This window comes from Ruminococcus sp. XPD3002, assembly GCA_900119535.1.
Taxonomy (GTDB): domain Bacteria; phylum Bacillota; class Clostridia; order Oscillospirales; family Ruminococcaceae; genus Ruminococcus; species Ruminococcus flavefaciens_H.
In genome coordinates this window covers 57,537-74,088 of record FPJT01000018.1, presented here as the reverse complement: position 1 = coordinate 74,088, position 16,552 = coordinate 57,537, and the positions used below count along the sequence as shown (strand labels likewise).

At 44.7% G+C, this 16,552-nt stretch carries 18 protein-coding genes and 1 tRNA gene; 15 read left to right on the top strand and 4 right to left on the bottom strand.

Annotated features, from left to right (window positions below; all coding sequences use genetic code 11):
• Positions 1 to 39 precede the first annotated feature (39 nt).
• On the top strand, positions 40 to 339 hold the full coding sequence (locus BT127_RS13915) for a recombinase family protein (RefSeq protein ID WP_350339289.1): 300 nt from the start codon (positions 40 to 42) through the stop codon (positions 337 to 339).
• Positions 340 to 363: 24 nt separating this feature from the next.
• Here the strand turns inward: BT127_RS13915 and BT127_RS13910 are convergent, their stop codons facing one another.
• The gene (locus BT127_RS13910; protein ID WP_075425577.1) at positions 364 to 813 is read right to left on the bottom strand and encodes a hypothetical protein; all 450 of its coding nucleotides are present in this window, start codon (positions 811 to 813) and stop codon (positions 364 to 366) included.
• A gap of 420 nt (positions 814 to 1,233) precedes the next feature.
• Here BT127_RS13910 and BT127_RS13905 point away from each other — a divergent pair, with 420 nt between their 5' ends.
• Both BT127_RS13905 and BT127_RS17380 read left to right on the top strand, forming a co-directional pair.
• Positions 1,234 to 2,733: a recombinase family protein gene (locus BT127_RS13905; RefSeq protein ID WP_075425576.1), complete on the top strand. Its 1,500-nt coding sequence runs from the start codon at positions 1,234 to 1,236 to the stop codon at positions 2,731 to 2,733.
• Complete coding sequence (locus BT127_RS17380) at positions 2,687 to 2,848, top strand: hypothetical protein (protein ID WP_082335059.1); 162 nt, start codon at positions 2,687 to 2,689, stop codon at positions 2,846 to 2,848. Before BT127_RS13905 ends, BT127_RS17380 begins: the two co-directional genes overlap by 47 nt.
• Positions 2,849 to 3,491: 643 nt before the next feature.
• On the opposite strand, the gene BT127_RS13895 is transcribed toward BT127_RS17380, so the two are convergent.
• Positions 3,492 to 3,567: transfer RNA gene (locus tag BT127_RS13895), tRNA-Gln, on the bottom strand.
• A 226-nt stretch (positions 3,568 to 3,793) separates the two neighbouring features.
• Between BT127_RS13895 and BT127_RS13890 the strand changes: the two genes are divergently transcribed.
• Positions 3,794 to 4,744 carry a diacylglycerol/lipid kinase family protein gene (locus BT127_RS13890; RefSeq protein WP_075425575.1) on the top strand — a complete coding sequence of 317 codons (951 nt, stop codon included), beginning with the start codon at positions 3,794 to 3,796 and terminating at the stop codon, positions 4,742 to 4,744.
• Positions 4,745 to 4,800: 56 nt separating this feature from the next.
• Here the strand turns inward: BT127_RS13890 and BT127_RS13885 are convergent, their stop codons facing one another.
• Both BT127_RS13885 and BT127_RS13880 read right to left on the bottom strand, forming a co-directional pair.
• A complete protein-coding gene (locus tag BT127_RS13885; RefSeq protein ID WP_075425574.1) occupies positions 4,801 to 5,244 on the bottom strand; it encodes a MarR family winged helix-turn-helix transcriptional regulator in 444 nt (147 codons plus the stop codon).
• Positions 5,245 to 5,257: 13 nt separating this feature from the next.
• On the bottom strand, positions 5,258 to 5,515 hold the full coding sequence (locus BT127_RS13880; protein WP_075425573.1) for a TIGR03905 family TSCPD domain-containing protein: 258 nt from the start codon (positions 5,513 to 5,515) through the stop codon (positions 5,258 to 5,260).
• Positions 5,516 to 5,682: 167 nt separating this feature from the next.
• Here BT127_RS13880 and BT127_RS13875 point away from each other — a divergent pair, with 167 nt between their 5' ends.
• From BT127_RS13875 to BT127_RS13825, 11 genes are all read left to right on the top strand, one after another.
• Positions 5,683 to 6,276 (top strand): rubrerythrin family protein, encoded by a 594-nt coding sequence (locus BT127_RS13875; RefSeq protein ID WP_075425572.1) that lies wholly within the window; start codon positions 5,683 to 5,685, stop codon positions 6,274 to 6,276.
• 267 nt (positions 6,277 to 6,543) lie between these two features.
• The gene (locus BT127_RS13870; protein WP_075425571.1) at positions 6,544 to 7,257 is read left to right on the top strand and encodes a hypothetical protein; all 714 of its coding nucleotides are present in this window, start codon (positions 6,544 to 6,546) and stop codon (positions 7,255 to 7,257) included.
• A gap of 342 nt (positions 7,258 to 7,599) precedes the next feature.
• Positions 7,600 to 8,310 carry a dockerin type I domain-containing protein gene (locus tag BT127_RS13865; protein ID WP_075425570.1) on the top strand — a complete coding sequence of 237 codons (711 nt, stop codon included), beginning with the start codon at positions 7,600 to 7,602 and terminating at the stop codon, positions 8,308 to 8,310.
• 246 nt (positions 8,311 to 8,556) lie between these two features.
• The gene (gene murC, locus BT127_RS13860; RefSeq protein ID WP_075425569.1) at positions 8,557 to 9,972 is read left to right on the top strand and encodes a UDP-N-acetylmuramate--L-alanine ligase; all 1,416 of its coding nucleotides are present in this window, start codon (positions 8,557 to 8,559) and stop codon (positions 9,970 to 9,972) included.
• A 1-nt stretch (position 9,973) separates the two neighbouring features.
• Positions 9,974 to 10,555 (top strand): transcriptional repressor LexA, encoded by a 582-nt coding sequence (lexA, locus tag BT127_RS13855; protein ID WP_075425568.1) that lies wholly within the window; start codon positions 9,974 to 9,976, stop codon positions 10,553 to 10,555.
• A gap of 22 nt (positions 10,556 to 10,577) precedes the next feature.
• Entirely contained in the window at positions 10,578 to 12,134 is a 1,557-nt protein-coding gene (locus tag BT127_RS13850; protein ID WP_075425567.1) for an extracellular solute-binding protein, read from the top strand.
• Positions 12,135 to 12,159: 25 nt separating this feature from the next.
• Positions 12,160 to 12,528, top strand: a complete 369-nt coding sequence (locus BT127_RS13845) for a cell division protein ZapA (RefSeq protein WP_075425579.1) — start codon at positions 12,160 to 12,162, stop codon at positions 12,526 to 12,528.
• Positions 12,525 to 14,549 (top strand): U32 family peptidase, encoded by a 2,025-nt coding sequence (locus BT127_RS13840; protein WP_075425566.1) that lies wholly within the window; start codon positions 12,525 to 12,527, stop codon positions 14,547 to 14,549. Before BT127_RS13845 ends, BT127_RS13840 begins: the two co-directional genes overlap by 4 nt.
• On the top strand, positions 14,546 to 14,983 hold the full coding sequence (gene dut / locus BT127_RS13835) for a dUTP diphosphatase (RefSeq protein WP_075425565.1): 438 nt from the start codon (positions 14,546 to 14,548) through the stop codon (positions 14,981 to 14,983). The genes BT127_RS13840 and dut overlap by 4 nt, the downstream gene beginning before the upstream one ends.
• A 36-nt stretch (positions 14,984 to 15,019) precedes the next feature.
• Positions 15,020 to 15,283 (top strand): DUF4321 domain-containing protein, encoded by a 264-nt coding sequence (locus BT127_RS13830; RefSeq protein ID WP_075425564.1) that lies wholly within the window; start codon positions 15,020 to 15,022, stop codon positions 15,281 to 15,283.
• A gap of 249 nt (positions 15,284 to 15,532) precedes the next feature.
• Positions 15,533 to 16,549, top strand: coding sequence for a rod shape-determining protein (locus tag BT127_RS13825; RefSeq protein WP_075425563.1), 1,017 nt, complete (start codon positions 15,533 to 15,535; stop codon positions 16,547 to 16,549).
• Positions 16,550 to 16,552: the final 3 nt, after the last annotated feature.

Here is a 16,552-nt window from a genome sequence, read left to right as displayed (position 1 = left end):
CATTCTATCAGGACGGTTTTGCTTGAAAGGAGAAAAAATATGGAGAAAACATATATAGGCTATGCCCGTGTTTCGACTGAGGAACAAAACACTGCTCGGCAGCTCAATTCATTTGAAGCCTACACTGAAAAAATAAAAAAAGTATTCATCGACAAGCTGAGTGGCAAGGATAGAAACCGTCCTCAGCTAAAAGCTATGCTTGAATATGTACGTGAAGGCGATGTGGTTGTCGTATCGGACTTCTCTCGACTTGCGAGAAGTACAAAGGATGCTTTCCCGAATCATCACCGAGAAAATCTTCTTTTCGAGCAGAAGGTACAGTCTTATAAAATGAAGTAGCCCAACCAACTATGCAGTTTTCGTCTATATGGATTTTGGTGTAGTGGCACTCTTTAAGCAGTGAGACAATACTTTCAACGTCGAGTGGCTTATCATAATGCAGTACCTTTTCTGCGTCACCGCCAATAAAGCCGCTGTTATCCTTTGAAGCCCGCCCGAATACAGCTTTTCAATATCTGATAAATACTGTGAAGAGTGATATAGCCAAAGCGTAGCCGCATTAACATCAATAATCAAGATGTTAGCAGGAACAGGCTTGCCTTTCACACGCAGCGCAGACAAGTATTTTATGCACTGAAAAAGCACAGCGTTCAAATCTGTAACGTGTAATTTGAATTCAAGCAAGTTGCCGTTGAGAACGCCGTCGTTGTTGTCTGCGAGAATATCATCAATATCAATTGACGAATCGACACGGGGCAAAAACACCTTATAAAAATCTAATTGTCCGTCTCTTTCCAAAGTATACTTGTCCATTTACTGCACACCCTTTCAAAACAGCTGTAACGGGCTGTATTTACATATAATTATACCACAAATAGCACTGAAAGTCAATCTGTAAGCTGTTTTAAGAGCTGCCTGCTCGGCAGCTCCAATGTATAAAAGGGGCTGTATGGGTGAATAAAATCTGAGGAGGTGGCACTATTAGCAATCATTTTGCAGCACTTTTTATATCATTTCAAAAAAATATGCACAAAGAATTTTAAACTCATAAATGAGCAGAAAATTTCGTGCGTTTATTGAAAGTGCTAAAAATTGCGCATTTAGCCCTGTTTACTTTTCACAAAACGCTTTAGTGCGCTAAAATCTCGATTCGTGTAAAATTAGGATTGTGTCCTATGCTGTTTTGTGGTATAATCGCAAAAACAATGATTACAAGAAAAGGAAGTGACAATTATGAAAGCTGTTATATACGCTCGTTATTCATCTGACAATCAGCGTGAAGAATCTATCGAGGGTCAGCTCCGTGAATGTATGGCTTTCGCCGAGCGTAAAGGGTACACAGTCATAAAATCATATACAGACAGAGCTATTTCAGGCAAGAGAGCCGACAACCGCCCTGAGTTTCAGAAGATGATAACCGACAGCGCAAGGGGCGAATTTGATGTAGTTATCGTGTGGAAGATAGACCGTTTCAGCCATGATAAATATGATAGTGTAATATATAAGTCCAAGCTCAATAAAAACGGTGTTTCGGTTATCTCCGCAACAGAACCTATTGACGACAGCCCCGAGGGTAAACTTATGGAATCCATTTTCGAGGGCTTTTCGGAATACTATATCAAAGACTTAGCACAGAAAACAGGACGTGGAATGACGGAGAACGCTATTAAAGGCACGTTTAACGGCGGTGCTGTAACTTTCGGCTATGCTATCGATAAGGACAAGCGTTTTCGCAAAGACCCCGTGACAGCTCCCATTGTGACAGAAGTTTTTGAAAGATACGCAGACGGTGAGCCTATCCGCAGTATCGTTGATGATCTGAATAGTAAAGGCATTACAAACAATGGCAGAAAGTTTACATATCATTTCATCAACTGGCTTTTGAAAAATCGTCGTTATCTCGGTGAATACACATTCAGAGAAATCGTAAATACAGAAGCCATACCGCCGCTTATATCTGAGGAAATCTTTGAAATGTGTCAGAAACGCTTGTTTGTAAATAAGCATAAAGCCGCTTCTTTCAAAACTGTTGAAGAAAAGTATCTCCTGACAGGAAAAATCTTCTGCGGCTGCTGTGGTGATACTATGGCGGGATTAAGTGGAACAGGCAGGGACGGCAGCCGCTACCGCTATTATCAGTGTATGGGCGCAAAAAAGAAGAGATGTCACAAGAAAACAATTAAGAAAGATATACTTGAAAATGGCGTTCTTAGGCTCGTTATGCAGATATTTTTTGACAAATCGCTTATTAAGCGTATAAGTGACACTTGCTACTCCTTACAGAGTACAGAAAGCACACAGCTCCCTGCACTAAGGAAACAGCTTAATCAGAACAAGAAAGAAATAGCAAATATAATGAAAGCTGTAAAGGCAGGACTTGTCACAAAGTCCACCAAAGCAGAGCTTGAACGCCTTGAAGATGAGCAGGAACGGATTGAAATCGAAATAGCCAAAGAGCAGATAGTTCGCCCTATCATTACAAGAGAACAGATAGAAGCTTGGATTATGAATTTCGCAAAAACTGACCTCAAAAATGAGGAACAGAAACAACGGCTCATTGATATTTTCATAAACAGTGTTCACGTCTATGATGATAAAATCGTTGTTCTGTTCAACTACAAGGACGGCGAAAAGTGTGTCCGCCTTGATGAGCTGAACGAGAGCATAAAAAAGACGAACACCCTTGATGAGTGTTCGCCTTCGTTTAAGTTTGGTGACCCGTACGGGAATTGAAGAAAAACTTCGTAATGATTCCAACTTTATTAGAATAGTGTGCGATCACATTGCAGGGATGACAGATCAATTTGCTTCAAGAGAATATAGACGTTTGTATTTACCAGATTACTAAAAACAAAGTCGTGTGATGTCATTTTATCACACGACCTATATTTTTAATACTCAGAATATATAAAGTTATTGACAACCACACTTTTTTGTGATATAATTAATTTAGTACTTAATAAAAAATCACCTCGCAGGGAGCGTAAGGACGGCAATCCCGACACTCCCCGTAATCAGACAGATGCCACAAACATCTGAATGACTTAGCAAGATGACTATTTTGCGTGTATTATTATATCACGTTTAATATAGTATTGTCAAGCCTTTCAGGAATGTGTCCGCATCGTCTGAAAGGTTTGTTTTTTGTAGTATAGAATCTTGATAACTGAATACCAAGATTTGAAGCGAATTTACTCATGCTTACTCTTGTTCAATTTCTTTCATTCGGAGAGAGGACGAACCGGGGGAGTGAGCCGTTAATGTGAGCCTGTTCAGATAACTGAATCAATTCCTGTGTTTGTCAGGATAAGGCAGCAGTCTCGTTGATACAAATATCAACCTGATCTCACAAGCCACGAAGTTATGAGTAATGCGGAAGCGTGATGTGAAATAGCGTAAACGCTTACCGAGTACAAACAAGAGTTGTCAAATCATTAAATATTGCAGGTAATAGAATAAGCTGCACATTACTGTGCAGCTTATTACTGCTTTGGTTGGGGTGGAAGGATTTGAACCCTCGAAATGACGGAGTCAGAGTCCGTTGCCTTACCGCTTGGCGACACCCCAATGTATGTAGCTGTTATTGATTCAGCTTTATTATTATATCACCATTGAGAGAAAAAGTCAAGCGTTTTGAAGATATTTTTTTATTTTAATTATATTGGCGCTATTGCAAAATAGTTCAAAACGTTATATAATAATAAGTGAACTGATAATTGACCGCTTTTCATTTTATGGTTTGATAAAACATGAAATACGAAATTTATTGACGTTACCTAAATGGAGATAATTTATGAAGAAAATGTTTTTTATAGTGAACCTTATTGCAGGACGAGCTGAAATAGGGGGGAGGCTCGGAGAAATAATCGACCTTTTCACAAAGGCAGGTTATGAAGTTACGGTCCACATAACGCAGAACAGTACGGATGCATCGGTCAAAGCAAAGTATGCCTGTGAAAACGGATTCGATATCCTTGTATGCTCGGGCGGAGATGGAACTCTCAGTCAGTGCCTTCAGGGCATAATGAACAGCGAAAGACGTATCCCTATCGGGTATATCCCGGCAGGTTCCACCAACGACTTTGCGCGAAGTCTCGGAATACCGAGGGACGCAATGAGTGCAGCAAGGTGGGTGGTTGACGGAATCCGTACTCCGTGCGACATAGGCGGCTTCAACGATGAATATTTCACATATATCGTCGCTTTCGGAGCCTTCACCAATGTCACATACGAGACTTCACAGCCTCTGAAAAACGTTTTCGGACACGCTGCTTATATATTCAGCGGACTTATGCAGCTGAACAGTATACGTTCAAAGCGTATGAGAGTTGAATACAACGGCGAGGTCATTGAGGACGATTTCATCTTCGGCATGGTAACTAATTCCTCGTCGGTTGCGGGACTTCTCTCAATGAATGATTTTCTCCTTGATGACGGACAGTTTGAGGTAACTCTCATCAAGAAACCTACTAATATACTCCAGCTTCAGGAGATAGTTCGTTCGCTGATGAATATCAAAATAGCGATAGACAAGGAGTATATCAAATTCTTCAGAACGGACAAGGTGACGTTCACTTCGCTGAGTGACGAGCCCCTTACATGGACTCGTGACGGTGAATACGGCGGAGATTCTCCCGTAAAGACGATAACCTGCTATAACAAGGCAGTGGACTTCATTATCGGCGACAAAAAAGAGATAAAGCTGTCCTATCTTGATGATTATGACAGCTCGGACTTATTCTGAAAAAAGTAAGCAGTCTCACTCGTTCAGCTCAGCTGAGAGCGGACTGCTTTTTGTTGTTATTGACCGTTTTCGGATCCGTCCAGTAGTTTGTAGAGGATCTTGTAAAGACAGGCAGCTTCATCAGGAGAAAGAACGATACATTTTCCGAGTTCCTGTGGTACGGAAATGGCTTTTTCCTTCAGAGCGTCGCCTTTTTTTGTTATCTCGACCATGAGTACCCGCTCATCTTCCGTACTTCTGTTACGGGAGACAAATCCCTTTGCTTCAAGGCTTTTGAGTACAGGAGTCAAAGTGCCGGAATCAAGATAAAGCTTTTTGCCGAGTTCCTTTACGCTGAGCTTTCGCTGTTCCCAGAGAACCATCATAGCGATATACTGGGTGTAAGTCAGGTCCAGTTTTTCAAGGAGCGGACGATATTTCTTTATTATCTCACGGGAACATGCATAGAGCGGAAAACAAAGCTGATTTTCCAGCTTCAGCGGATCATACTTCTTGTCCATTGTTCACACCTTATCAGGCATTAGCTTCGTTATATGCGGCTCTTACAGCAAGGCAGAGCTGGTCGGCACATGAAGTGGGACGTCTGCCGCAGAGATTGCCTTTCAGCTTTTCCTCTATCTGTTCAACAGTCCAGCCGTCAACAAGTTTGGAAATAGCCTTGAGGTTGCCGTTGCATCCTCCGTAGAAAACTATATTTGTAATAACATTGCCCTCAATGTGGAAGCTGATTTCCTGAGCGCAAACCATGCTTGTCTTATATGTGTAATCCATAATGAGACCTCCTTAAGCGAAATGTGAAATTTGTTTGTGTCCAATTTAATTTTACACTATTATTACTGGTTTGTCAAGTACCTGTCGTGTATTTTGGTTATTGATAACTAACTACGTATAATTCTTCGCACCGAGGGAACAATACCTTAAAAAGGAGGTATCAGTTTATGGTATTCAATGAAAGCGAAACAAGAAAGAACCTTATGAGGGCGTTTGCGGGAGAATGTCAGTCTAGACAGAGGTACTATCAGTCCGCACTTATTGCTCAGCAGCAGAAATATATAGGCATCGAGAGGATGTTCAGATTCACAGCGGAGCAGGAGGAACGTCACGCAATGGTGTTCTTCCACCTTATGAAGGAGTCGGCAGGGCAGGAGATAGAGATCTGTGCAGGCTATCCTGCGGATGTGTTTACAGATATTCAGCAGCTTCTGGATGCAGCGGCAAGAGATGAAGAGAAGGAAGCATCGGAGATATATCCCGAATTTGCACGTATAGCAGCCGAGGAGGGATATCGTGAGGCGGCGGCGAAGTTCCGCATGATCGGCGAGATAGAACAGAGCCATAGGGAGCGCTTCCTTTACTATGCGGAGCTGATGAGGTCTCAGCAGCTTTTCCGTTCGGACAGCACGGAGGAAGTATGGATATGTCTTAACTGCGGACACATCCACAAAGGCAGCGAACCGCCGAAGGATTGTCCCGTATGCAGAGCTGAACAAGGCTATTTCATACGTGAAAAAGAGGCTGCATTCACGAAATAAAGGGAAAAACAGCGAGTCGTCCGGCGAAACGGCTCGCTTTTATTTTGTTATATAATAACATTACATTAGTTTTGTCAATTAGCGGAATAAACAAAATATTACCACTAATTTCAGAAATTCAAACAATAATGTGTTAACCATATGCAACAAATAAGAAAATGAATTTCGGATTGAGTTATAATAATTTACAGATTAGCGCTAATCATAAAACGATGGAATAAATTTCAGAAAACTAATGAAATAATCATAGTAAGGAATGATGGTAAAATGAATAACATTAAAAAGGCAACAGCAGCTATCGCTGCAGCAGCTCTCTGCGCAGTTTCTGCACTTTCTACATCACTCACAGCTAATGCTGCAACTGCATACAAGTACACATACAGACACGTATATGCAGCAAGAAATACTGCTCCATATGCAGGTATTAAGATCAATAGCATAAGCTTAACTTATAAGGTAAAGAATAAGTACGATTTAGGCCCTCTTTCTTTAAGCGGTCCCGGACGTTTCTTCGGTACATTTAGCAATGCAGGCGGATATGAGATCTTCACAGGTAACTGGGGCCCGAATGCAACATTCTCAAATCAGGGTGAAGTATTATTCTCACTCTCAACACAGGCTCAGGCAGCAGATTTCAACTATAATTCATATGTTATAAATATGGATTTCGCTGGTTCTGTTCCAAGAAACTATCCTTCAACTTCTTTCCTTGATCCATTCATGGTTGGTGATATCAACGGCGATAAGCAGGTAAATGACAGTGACTACTGGGAAATGAAGACAGCTGTTGACGCTGGTAAGCTCTACGCTTCAGGCAGGTCTGTAAAGTCTGATCTTACTAACGTTTCATGGCACGGCAGAACCCTCGGACGTTATCAGTATGATATCAACAACGATGGTCAGGTCAACAACAGCGACCTCGTGCTCCTCGGAACACACAGAAATGGTTATGCAAACGCTGGCAAGCCATTCCAGTCATGATCTGAATCGAACTGAATAAAAAATGTACAAACGAAAGGCTCCCGTTCATCGGGGGCCTTATTTTTATAAAATACAAGTGACGACTTTTTTGACGTCCGGGCGTCGGTTTACAGTTGATTTTGTTATATGATAATAACTTTTTAGTTTTGTCAATTAGCGGAATAAACAAAATATTACCACTAATTTCAGAAATTTAAACAATAATATGTTAACCATATGCAACAAATAGAAAAATGAATTTCGGATTGGGTTATAATAATTTACATATTAGCGCTAATCATAAAACGATGGAAAAAATTTCAGAAAACTAATGAAACAATCATAGTAAGGAATGATGGTAAAATGAATAACATTAAAAAGGCAACAGCAGCTATCGCTGCAGCAGCTCTCTGCGCAGTTTCTGCACTTTCTACAACACTTAACGCTAATGCAGCAGCAGATGCAAGTTATAAGTATACATACAGATCTGTTCTTCTTATAAAGAACAGTGATGCTCAGATCTCTAAGATCACATGGAATTACGCAGTTCTGAGAAGATACTATGGAAATTATGCAAAGCTCGGTAACTTAGGCGGTACAAACGTTGGCGGCGGCAGCGCAGGAGATCAGTATGAGAGCTGCGGCGGTACATACACTCCAAGCAAGGCTAAGCCCGGCTGCGGTATTGCATTTACTGTATCAACTTTCGCTAAGACAAATGATTTCTTAACAAATCCTAAGGCTTTCTCATGCGGCGCTTCATGCACAGGCAGCTATATTCCTAAGTTTTCAACAGAATTTACAAGACCTTTCCTTGTTGGCGATCTGAACTATGATGGTCAGGTAAACGACAGCGATTACTGGGAGATGAGAACAGCTGTAGAAGCTGGTATGATCTATAGAAGCGGAAGCTCTCTCAAGGCTGACGTTACAAACATATACTGGCACGGCAGATCATATGGACTTTATATGTTCGATATGAATAACGACGGATATGTTAACAGTGCTGACCTTACACTTCTTGAAAAGCACAAGAATGGCGGTTCTCTTGCAGGCAAGAGATTTGATTCCTGATATTAATGATAAACAAATAATAAATGTACAAACGAAAGGCTCCCGTTCATCGGGGGCCTTATTTTGTTCCCAGAAAATCAAATGTGTCATCATGGGAGCTTTTTCTTGCTGAGAAGAACGTTTTTTTCGGTATTTATTCAAATTAACTATTGAAATGTGGGGAACAATATAGTATAATAAAGGTAATAGCATTTTTTTGAGGATAGTATTCCTCTTTCTAAGTTTGAGTAAGGATCGGTGATATATTTGGATATAAATATATTAAAGGATAAAAAGCATATACATTTTATAGGTATCGGCGGTTCGGGCATGTATCCCCTTGCACAGATACTCCACGGTCAGGGCTATTATCTTACAGGCTCTGACAATAACGAGACCGAGACACTTGATGCTGTAAGGAATATGGGTATCCCCGTATTCATCGGTCAGCGTGCTGAAAATATCGAGGGCGCCGATCTTATCGTACACACGGCAGCTATCATGGCTGACAACCCCGAACTTATGGCAGCAAGAGCAAGCGGAGTTCCCGTACTTGAACGTGCTGACCTGCTGGGTATAATAACAAGCTGGTATGAAAATGCGGTATGTGTTTCGGGTACTCACGGAAAGACTACCGTTACATCCATGATAACACAGATACTCTATACCGCCGGAGTGGACCTTTCCGCGTATATCGGCGGCAAGCTTCCATGCATAGGCGGAAGCGGAATCGCAGGCAAGAGCGACATACTCGTATGCGAGTCCTGCGAATTCGAGGACCACTACCTTAAACTCTTCCCGGATATCGGCGTTATCCTCAATGTAGACGCCGACCACCTTGATTATTTCGGTACACTTGAAAACGTTATCAAGTCCTTCCACACCTTTGCAGGCAACGTATCAAAGCGCCTTATAGTAAACGGTTCGGACGAAAATACAATGAAGGCTGTTGCAGGATACGAGGATAAGACCATCACATTCGGCAAGGATGACAACTGCGACTATTATCCGGCTGATATCAGGCACGAAAACGGACTGCACTCCTCCTTCACGGCTATGTGCAGGGGCGAGGCACTTGGTAAGATAGATATACACGTTGCAGGTATACACAATGTTCTCAACGCAATGGCGGCTGTTGCAGCTTGCCGTGAGCTTGGAATAGACTTCGCAAGCATACAGAAGGGACTTGAAGAGTTCCGCGGAGCCAAGCGCCGTTTCGAGAAGCTCGGTTTCGAGAAGGGCATAACAGTAGTCGATGACTACGCTCATCACCCTGCTGAGCTTGAAGCTACACTCCGTGCAGCTATGGAAATGGACTTCCGCAAGGTATGGGCAGTTTTCCAGCCATTTACCTACAGCCGTACCAAGATACTTCTTGACGACTTCGCAAGAGTGCTTAAGATACCGGACTATGCGGTGCTGACCGATATAATGGGAAGCCGTGAAAAGAACACCTACGGTATATTCACCCGTCATCTTGCTGAAAAGATCCCGGACTGCATCTGGTTCCCGCAGGATGAGACCAAGGAGTGGGACGACGAGCGCAAGTACGCTAATTTCCAGCAGATATGCGACTATATATGCGAAAACGCAAAGGAGGGCGACCTGGTTATCACTCTCGGCTGCGGTGACGCTTACAAAATAGCTAAAATGATACTGAAGAAGCTTTCGGAGGAGGCTTAATATGCTAAAGGATAAGGAGATCGAGGTCTTTAACTATATAAAGAGCCGCCTCGGTGAAGGTATTTCTCCCTCCGTCCGTGAGATCATGGACGCAATGGACTTCCATTCAACTTCTACAGCACACAGATACATCAATGCACTCGTGAACGAGGGACTCATCGAGAAAAGCGGCAATATGAACCGCTCACTCAGACTTCCCAACAGTACCTCTGCATCTGTACCGATAATGGGTACAGTAACGGCAGGGCAGCCTATAACGGCCGTGCAGGACATAACGGGTTATCTTGGGTTTGAAGCTCCCGGATGTGATCCGAACGATCTGTTCGCGCTTCGCGTAAAAGGCGAAAGTATGATAAACGCAGGTATCCTCGACGGCGATATAGTAGTCGTTGAGCGGACCTCATATGCCGAAAATGGCGATATAGTCGTTGCTTTCATAGACGGCGAGGAGGCTACGGTAAAGACCTTCTACAAGGAGAGAGGTCATTATCGTCTTCAGCCTGAAAATGACACGATGGATCCCATTATTCTTGACGAGGTCGAGATACTCGGCAAGGTGATAGGTCTTAAGAGATACTATTAATAATGTGAAAGGATGAAAAAATATGAAACATACTAAGATCATAGCAGCAGCTCTTGCAGGCTGCATCGCAGGAACAGCGGTATATGCAGTTGAAAATACTGTAAAACTCGGCAATACAGGTGCCGATACCAATAAATTCGGAGATATCAACGGCGACGGTAAAATAGATGCCGCAGATGCATCCGACATACTCAGATACTATTCGTACCTTTCCACGGTGACAGGTGATGCCATGACTCTCGAGGAGTACCTTGTGTACGGCGACAGCGGCAAACCTCAGCCTGTGACAGTGCAGCCGACGGTATCAAATCAGCAGCCTCAGGGCGGTAAGAATACCCTAATGAACGGCGGTGATACCTTTACTGTTGCGGCATGGAACGGCGACGATGTGCCATTCCTTCTGTCTAACTGGCTTGACGGTGATATGAAGATCACCGCCAATGACGATTTAAAAGGCCTTACGACGCCGAGCGGAGCAAAGGTAAAATTTGTTAATATGGGTACAGCAGGTTCTTACGCTTCAGAAGAATATGACCGGCTGTTCGCTTCGGGCGAGGATCTTGACGTTTATTACTGCGAGGAAAACTGGTCTCGCAAATTTATCGACAACGACGAGAGAACTGCGCCGATCTCGGCACTTGGTATTTCCGACAGCGAGCTTTCCGATATGTACCACTACACTATTGATGTAGGAACAAACAGCGACGGAGTCCTTAAGGGACTTGCTTTCGGTGCTTCACCCGGAGGATTTGCCTACAGAGCAGACCTTGCAGACGAATATCTGGGAGTAAAGACACCTGCAGAGATGCAGGAACTTATAAGTAACTGGGATAAATTCACAGCAACTGCCGAGAAGTTATCAAAGGAACACGGAATAGCACTTGCCGATTCCTGCGGAGGCGTACTGAATGCGTTCTACGATATGCAGACTGTGCCCTATTACTCCAACGGCGAATTCAATGTGGGAACACACATAAAGGATTGCTATGATTACCTGCGACACCTTATTAACTGCGGCGGAGTCGCAGAATACTATCAGTGGACGGATGAGTGGAGACAAATCGGTGCAGAAGGCAAGACTATGGGATATTTCGCTCCTGTATGGGGCGGATACGTTATACTGGACGGAGCTTCGGAAGGTTCGGAGGGATGCTGGGCAATGACGGAAGGTCCTTCGCCTTACATATGGGGCGGCATGTGGACTCTCGTTAATCCTAAGACCGATAACGGCGATGATGCGGCTTCATTTATCAGAAGCTCCTGCATAAACGCTGAGAAGATGAAGAATTATATGAAGAATTCTCCGGCGAATACATATCTTGCTAACAACGTAAGCGTTGTTGAGGAACTTATGGCAAGCGGAGAAGTATCGAAGGAACTCCATTCAAAGGCTTTCGGCACAAGTACCGCTCACATAAAGCCGCTTGATATCAATGCAAAGACTGTGGACAGAAAAGGTCTTGGCAGTATTTATGACGATGAAATGAAGATAGCTATAGCCGGGGAACTGCTCAGCGGTCTCCGTGACGGGAAAAGCTGGGAAAAAATAGAGAAGGAGATACTCTCCTCAGTTGGATGACAACTATCAGAAAGGAACATGTGAAATGCTTAATGATGTAAAAGTAATGATCTGCGGAAAAGAGTACAAGCTCAAGACCTCGGAGTCTCCGACATATGTTTACGCTCTTGCAAGAGCGCTTGAAACAAGGATCAACGAGCTTGTGAATACGGGAAGCGGTTCATCACCTTACAGCGCTTCGATCATGGTGGCACTCAGCCTGCTGGACGACCTTAACAAGTCCAATCAGCGCCTTGATGCTATCCGTAATCAGACAAAGGAGTACGTCAACGAGGCAGGCAAGACTCGTATAGAAAGAGATGCCGCGCAGAAGGAGATAGAGGTACTCAGATCGAAGATAGATCAGCTTGAGAATATGGTCAAGCTGAGAAAACTCAGCGACAGCATCGGATGAGAAAGCCCGAGATACTCGCTCCTGCGGGAAGTCCCGAGACTCTCTCCGCCGCTCTCAGGGCAGGTGCGGATGCAGTCTATGCAGGCGGCAGAAGCTATTCCGCAAGAAGCAGTGCAGTGAATTTCGATGACGATCAGCTCATCGACGCTGTACGTCTTTGCCATAAGTACGGTGCAAAGCTGTATCTTGCAGTGAATACCCTCATTTCCGATACAGAGGCGGAGGGCTTCTGCAATTACATAAAGCTCACTTCATCTATGGGCGTGGACGGCTATATAGTTCAGGACTGGGGCGCTGCGGATATCATACGTCAGGCGGTTCCCGATGCGGTGATACATGCTTCAACGCAGATGTCCGTACATACTGCCGCAGGCTCGGAGCTTCTGAGAGATATGGGATATGTCAGGGTAGTTCCTGCACGTGAACTTGATAAGTCAGCACTGGAAAGGATATGCCGCCTTGATGTTGAGACCGAGGTTTTCGTACACGGTGCACTGTGTATGTCGGTCTCGGGACAGTGCTATATGTCCGCAATGATGGGGGCTCGTTCAGCTAACAGAGGATGCTGCGGACAGGCTTGCAGACTTCCTTTTTCAGCCGCAGGCGACAAGAATAAAGCCGCTCTTTCGCTTAAGGACCTTTCGCTCCTTCCGCGCATAGAGCAGCTTGTGGATACAGGCGTAGATTCCCTGAAAATAGAGGGACGTATGAAGCGTCCCGAATATGTTGCGGCAGCTGTCCACGAACTTGACAATGCCCTTGAAGGTAAACGTCCCGATATGCAGCTCCTGAGAGGTATATTCTCACGAAGCGGCTTTACGGACGGCTATTTCACGGGGGAGCGGCGTGAAATGTTCGGAGTAAGGGAAAAAGAGGATGTTACTGCTGCCAGAACTCTCATACCGAAAATACACGAGCTCTATCGTTTTGAACGTGCCGTGTGGGATGTGGACTTCTCTGTAACTGCCGTAAGCGGCGAGCCGCTGAGGATAAGCGCATCCTGCGGAGATATTTCCGTATCTGCCGTTGGTGACATCCCCGATAAGGCGCAGAATCGTCCGACGGATGCTGTTGCATTTGAAAAGCAGCTTTCAAAGCTCGGGGACACTGTATTCCGCTTCAGAAGCCTTAACGCTGACATCAGCGGAGATATATTCGTCCCTGCTGGCAGACTCAACGAAATGCGCCGTGAACTTGCTGACAAGCTTACGGATGCCGTAATACAGCGGAATACTCCTGTATACAGCATCACGGACTATCGTCCGCATACGGATGAAACACGTCCTACAGGCGTCGGGGGACTGCGTACCTTCTGCCGTACACGGGAACAGGCGCTTGCTGCTGCGGAGCTTTCCGAGTTTGTAATGCTGCCTGAAAAGCTCATAACTCCCGAGCTGATGGACCATATCCCTGCGGATAAGCTCATGGTATCACCTCCGAGGTTCATTACCGATGAGGACAAGCTTGCAAAACGCCTTGAACAGCTCAGCAGTATGGGTATCACCCATATACTTTGTCACACTCCCGACAGCATCGCTCTCGGAAAAAAGGCAGGAATGAAGCTCCACGGCAGCTTCTCCCTGAATGTGCTCAACAGCTACAGCGCAGAACGTCTGAAAAGTCTCGGACTGGAGGATTGTATCGCATCCTTTGAGCTTACAGTGCGGCAGTTAAGAGAGTTTCGCACATCACTTCCCCTCGGAGCTGTGACCTACGGAAGACTTCCGCTGATGCTCACAAGGAACTGTCCCATACAGAACGAGGTGGGTTGCAGTAAATGTACGGGACAGCTTGTCGACCGTACAGGCAGACGTTACCCCGTAGCATGCTCTAAGGAGTATGTAGAGATACTTAACCCCGATGTGCTGTATATGCCCGAAGAACTGGACTTCATGAATTTCAGGGCGGTATGGCTCAGCACAGAGGATAAAGAACAGACAATGGCTGCCCTCAGAGGCGAAAGACCTGAGGGACGTCCCACAAGGGGACTCTACAGCCGCGGACTTCAGGAGGTATTATGAAGCTCATCTTCAAGAAACTGGACGAAAAAGCAGTTATACCGAGCCGTGCAACGAAATGCAGTGCAGGTATGGATATATGTGCCTGTCTCGACGAGCCCGAAGTGCTTATGCCCGGGGATATCAGGATGATACCTACTGGACTTACCGCCGAGACCGATGAAGATGACGTTGCTCTGCTGATATATCCCCGTTCGGGACTTTCAACAAAGTTCGGCATATCCCTTGCCAACTGCGTAGGAGTCGTTGACAGTGATTACCGCGGGGCATGGTTCATACCGCTTATAAATAACGGAAAAGAGCCGTTTACAGTAGAAAACGGGATGCGTATCGCTCAGCTCATCCCCACAAGAGTGCTCTTCCCCGACATAGAAGTGAGTGACAGCCTCACAGAGACAGAAAGAGGCAGCGGAGGCTTCGGCTCTTCGGGAATATAAGGAACAAAACAGCCTTCGGGCAGATAGGAGATATTTATGAAAAAAACACTTTATATGGGATTCCTCGTTATCTCGGGAATCGTTATCGGCGGACTTATCAGCAGCGGTGTTAACGGTGCTGCCGCTCTGAACTGGCTCAGCTACAGCAAGAGATTCTCTTTCGAGCCCGGTACATTCCTTAATCTGGACGTACTCCAGCTGACATTCGGTATAACCTTCACAGTAAGCGTTGCACAGATAATCATGATAGCTCTGTGCCTGTTTGTTTACGTAAAAACGGCTCCGAAGGTCTGCGGCTGATAAAGACATGCTGTCTTTTTCGACAGTTTTTTACATATTTTTACCGCAGCCATTTCCGTATTTTTACAAATTTCGGCTGTGGAAGAATTTCTCACCTAAAAATATTGTCTATATCGGCGATTGGTGATATAATATACATTGGTGCGTTCTGAAAAAATGTTTTCCGCTGTATCCGATGCGGATAGTTCAGCCTGCACCCACCTGATAAAAAAATGATCCGGAACATAAAGAAGTATTAAGGAGCTTGAAATGTTTACTAAAGATATTGGTATCGACCTCGGAACTGCCAACACTCTCGTATATATGCGCGGAAAGGGTATCATTATAAGAGAACCCTCTGTTGTTGCCGTTAATACAAGAACAGATAAAACAAGATATGTTGGTATGGAAGCCAAAGAAGTCATCGGACGTACTCCGGGATCGATAGTTGCTGTCCGTCCGCTCAAGGACGGTGTTATCGCTGATTTCGATATTGCTACGACTATGCTTCAGGAATTTATAAGAAAGGCTCTTAAGGGTACTATATTCACTAAGGCTAATGTAATAATATGTATCCCGTCGGGCGTTACAGCCGTAGAACGCCGTGCCGTAAGAGAGTCTTGCAAGAAGGCAGGAGCAAATAACGTTCTTATCATAGAAGAGCCAATGGCTGCTGCTATCGGTGCGGGACTTCCTACCAACGAGCCTGCAGGAAGCATGATAGTCGATATCGGCGGCGGTACCAGTGAGGTTGCCGTTATTTCTATGGGAGGCATAGTTGCTGCACGTTCTGTAAGATGTGCGGGAGATAAATTCGATGCTTCCATTATCAATTACATCAAGAAGAAGTATAACCTCCTTATCGGAGAGCGTACCGCAGAGAATATCAAGCTTGAGATCGGTTCGGCTTTCCCGAGCGAAAAAGAGGAGTCTATGGAAATAAAGGGAAGAAACCTTCTTAACGGCCTTCCCGAGAATATAACCATCAATTCGGCTGAGATACGTGATGCTCTCGTTGAACCTCTTGCTCAGGTAATAGACGCTATCAAGTCTACTCTTGAGGAAACTCCGCCCGAGCTTTCAGCTGACATAATCGACCACGGCATCACCCTTGCAGGCGGCGGAGCACTTCTCCGCGGTCTCGACCGTCTCATCGGACGTGAAACAGGTATGCCTGTATATATCGCCGAGTATCCTCTCGACTGCGTTGCAGAGGGTACAGGTAAGATACTTGAAAATATAAGCGACTATCAGGACGCTCTCACAGATAACGTCAAGTATTATTAAGGA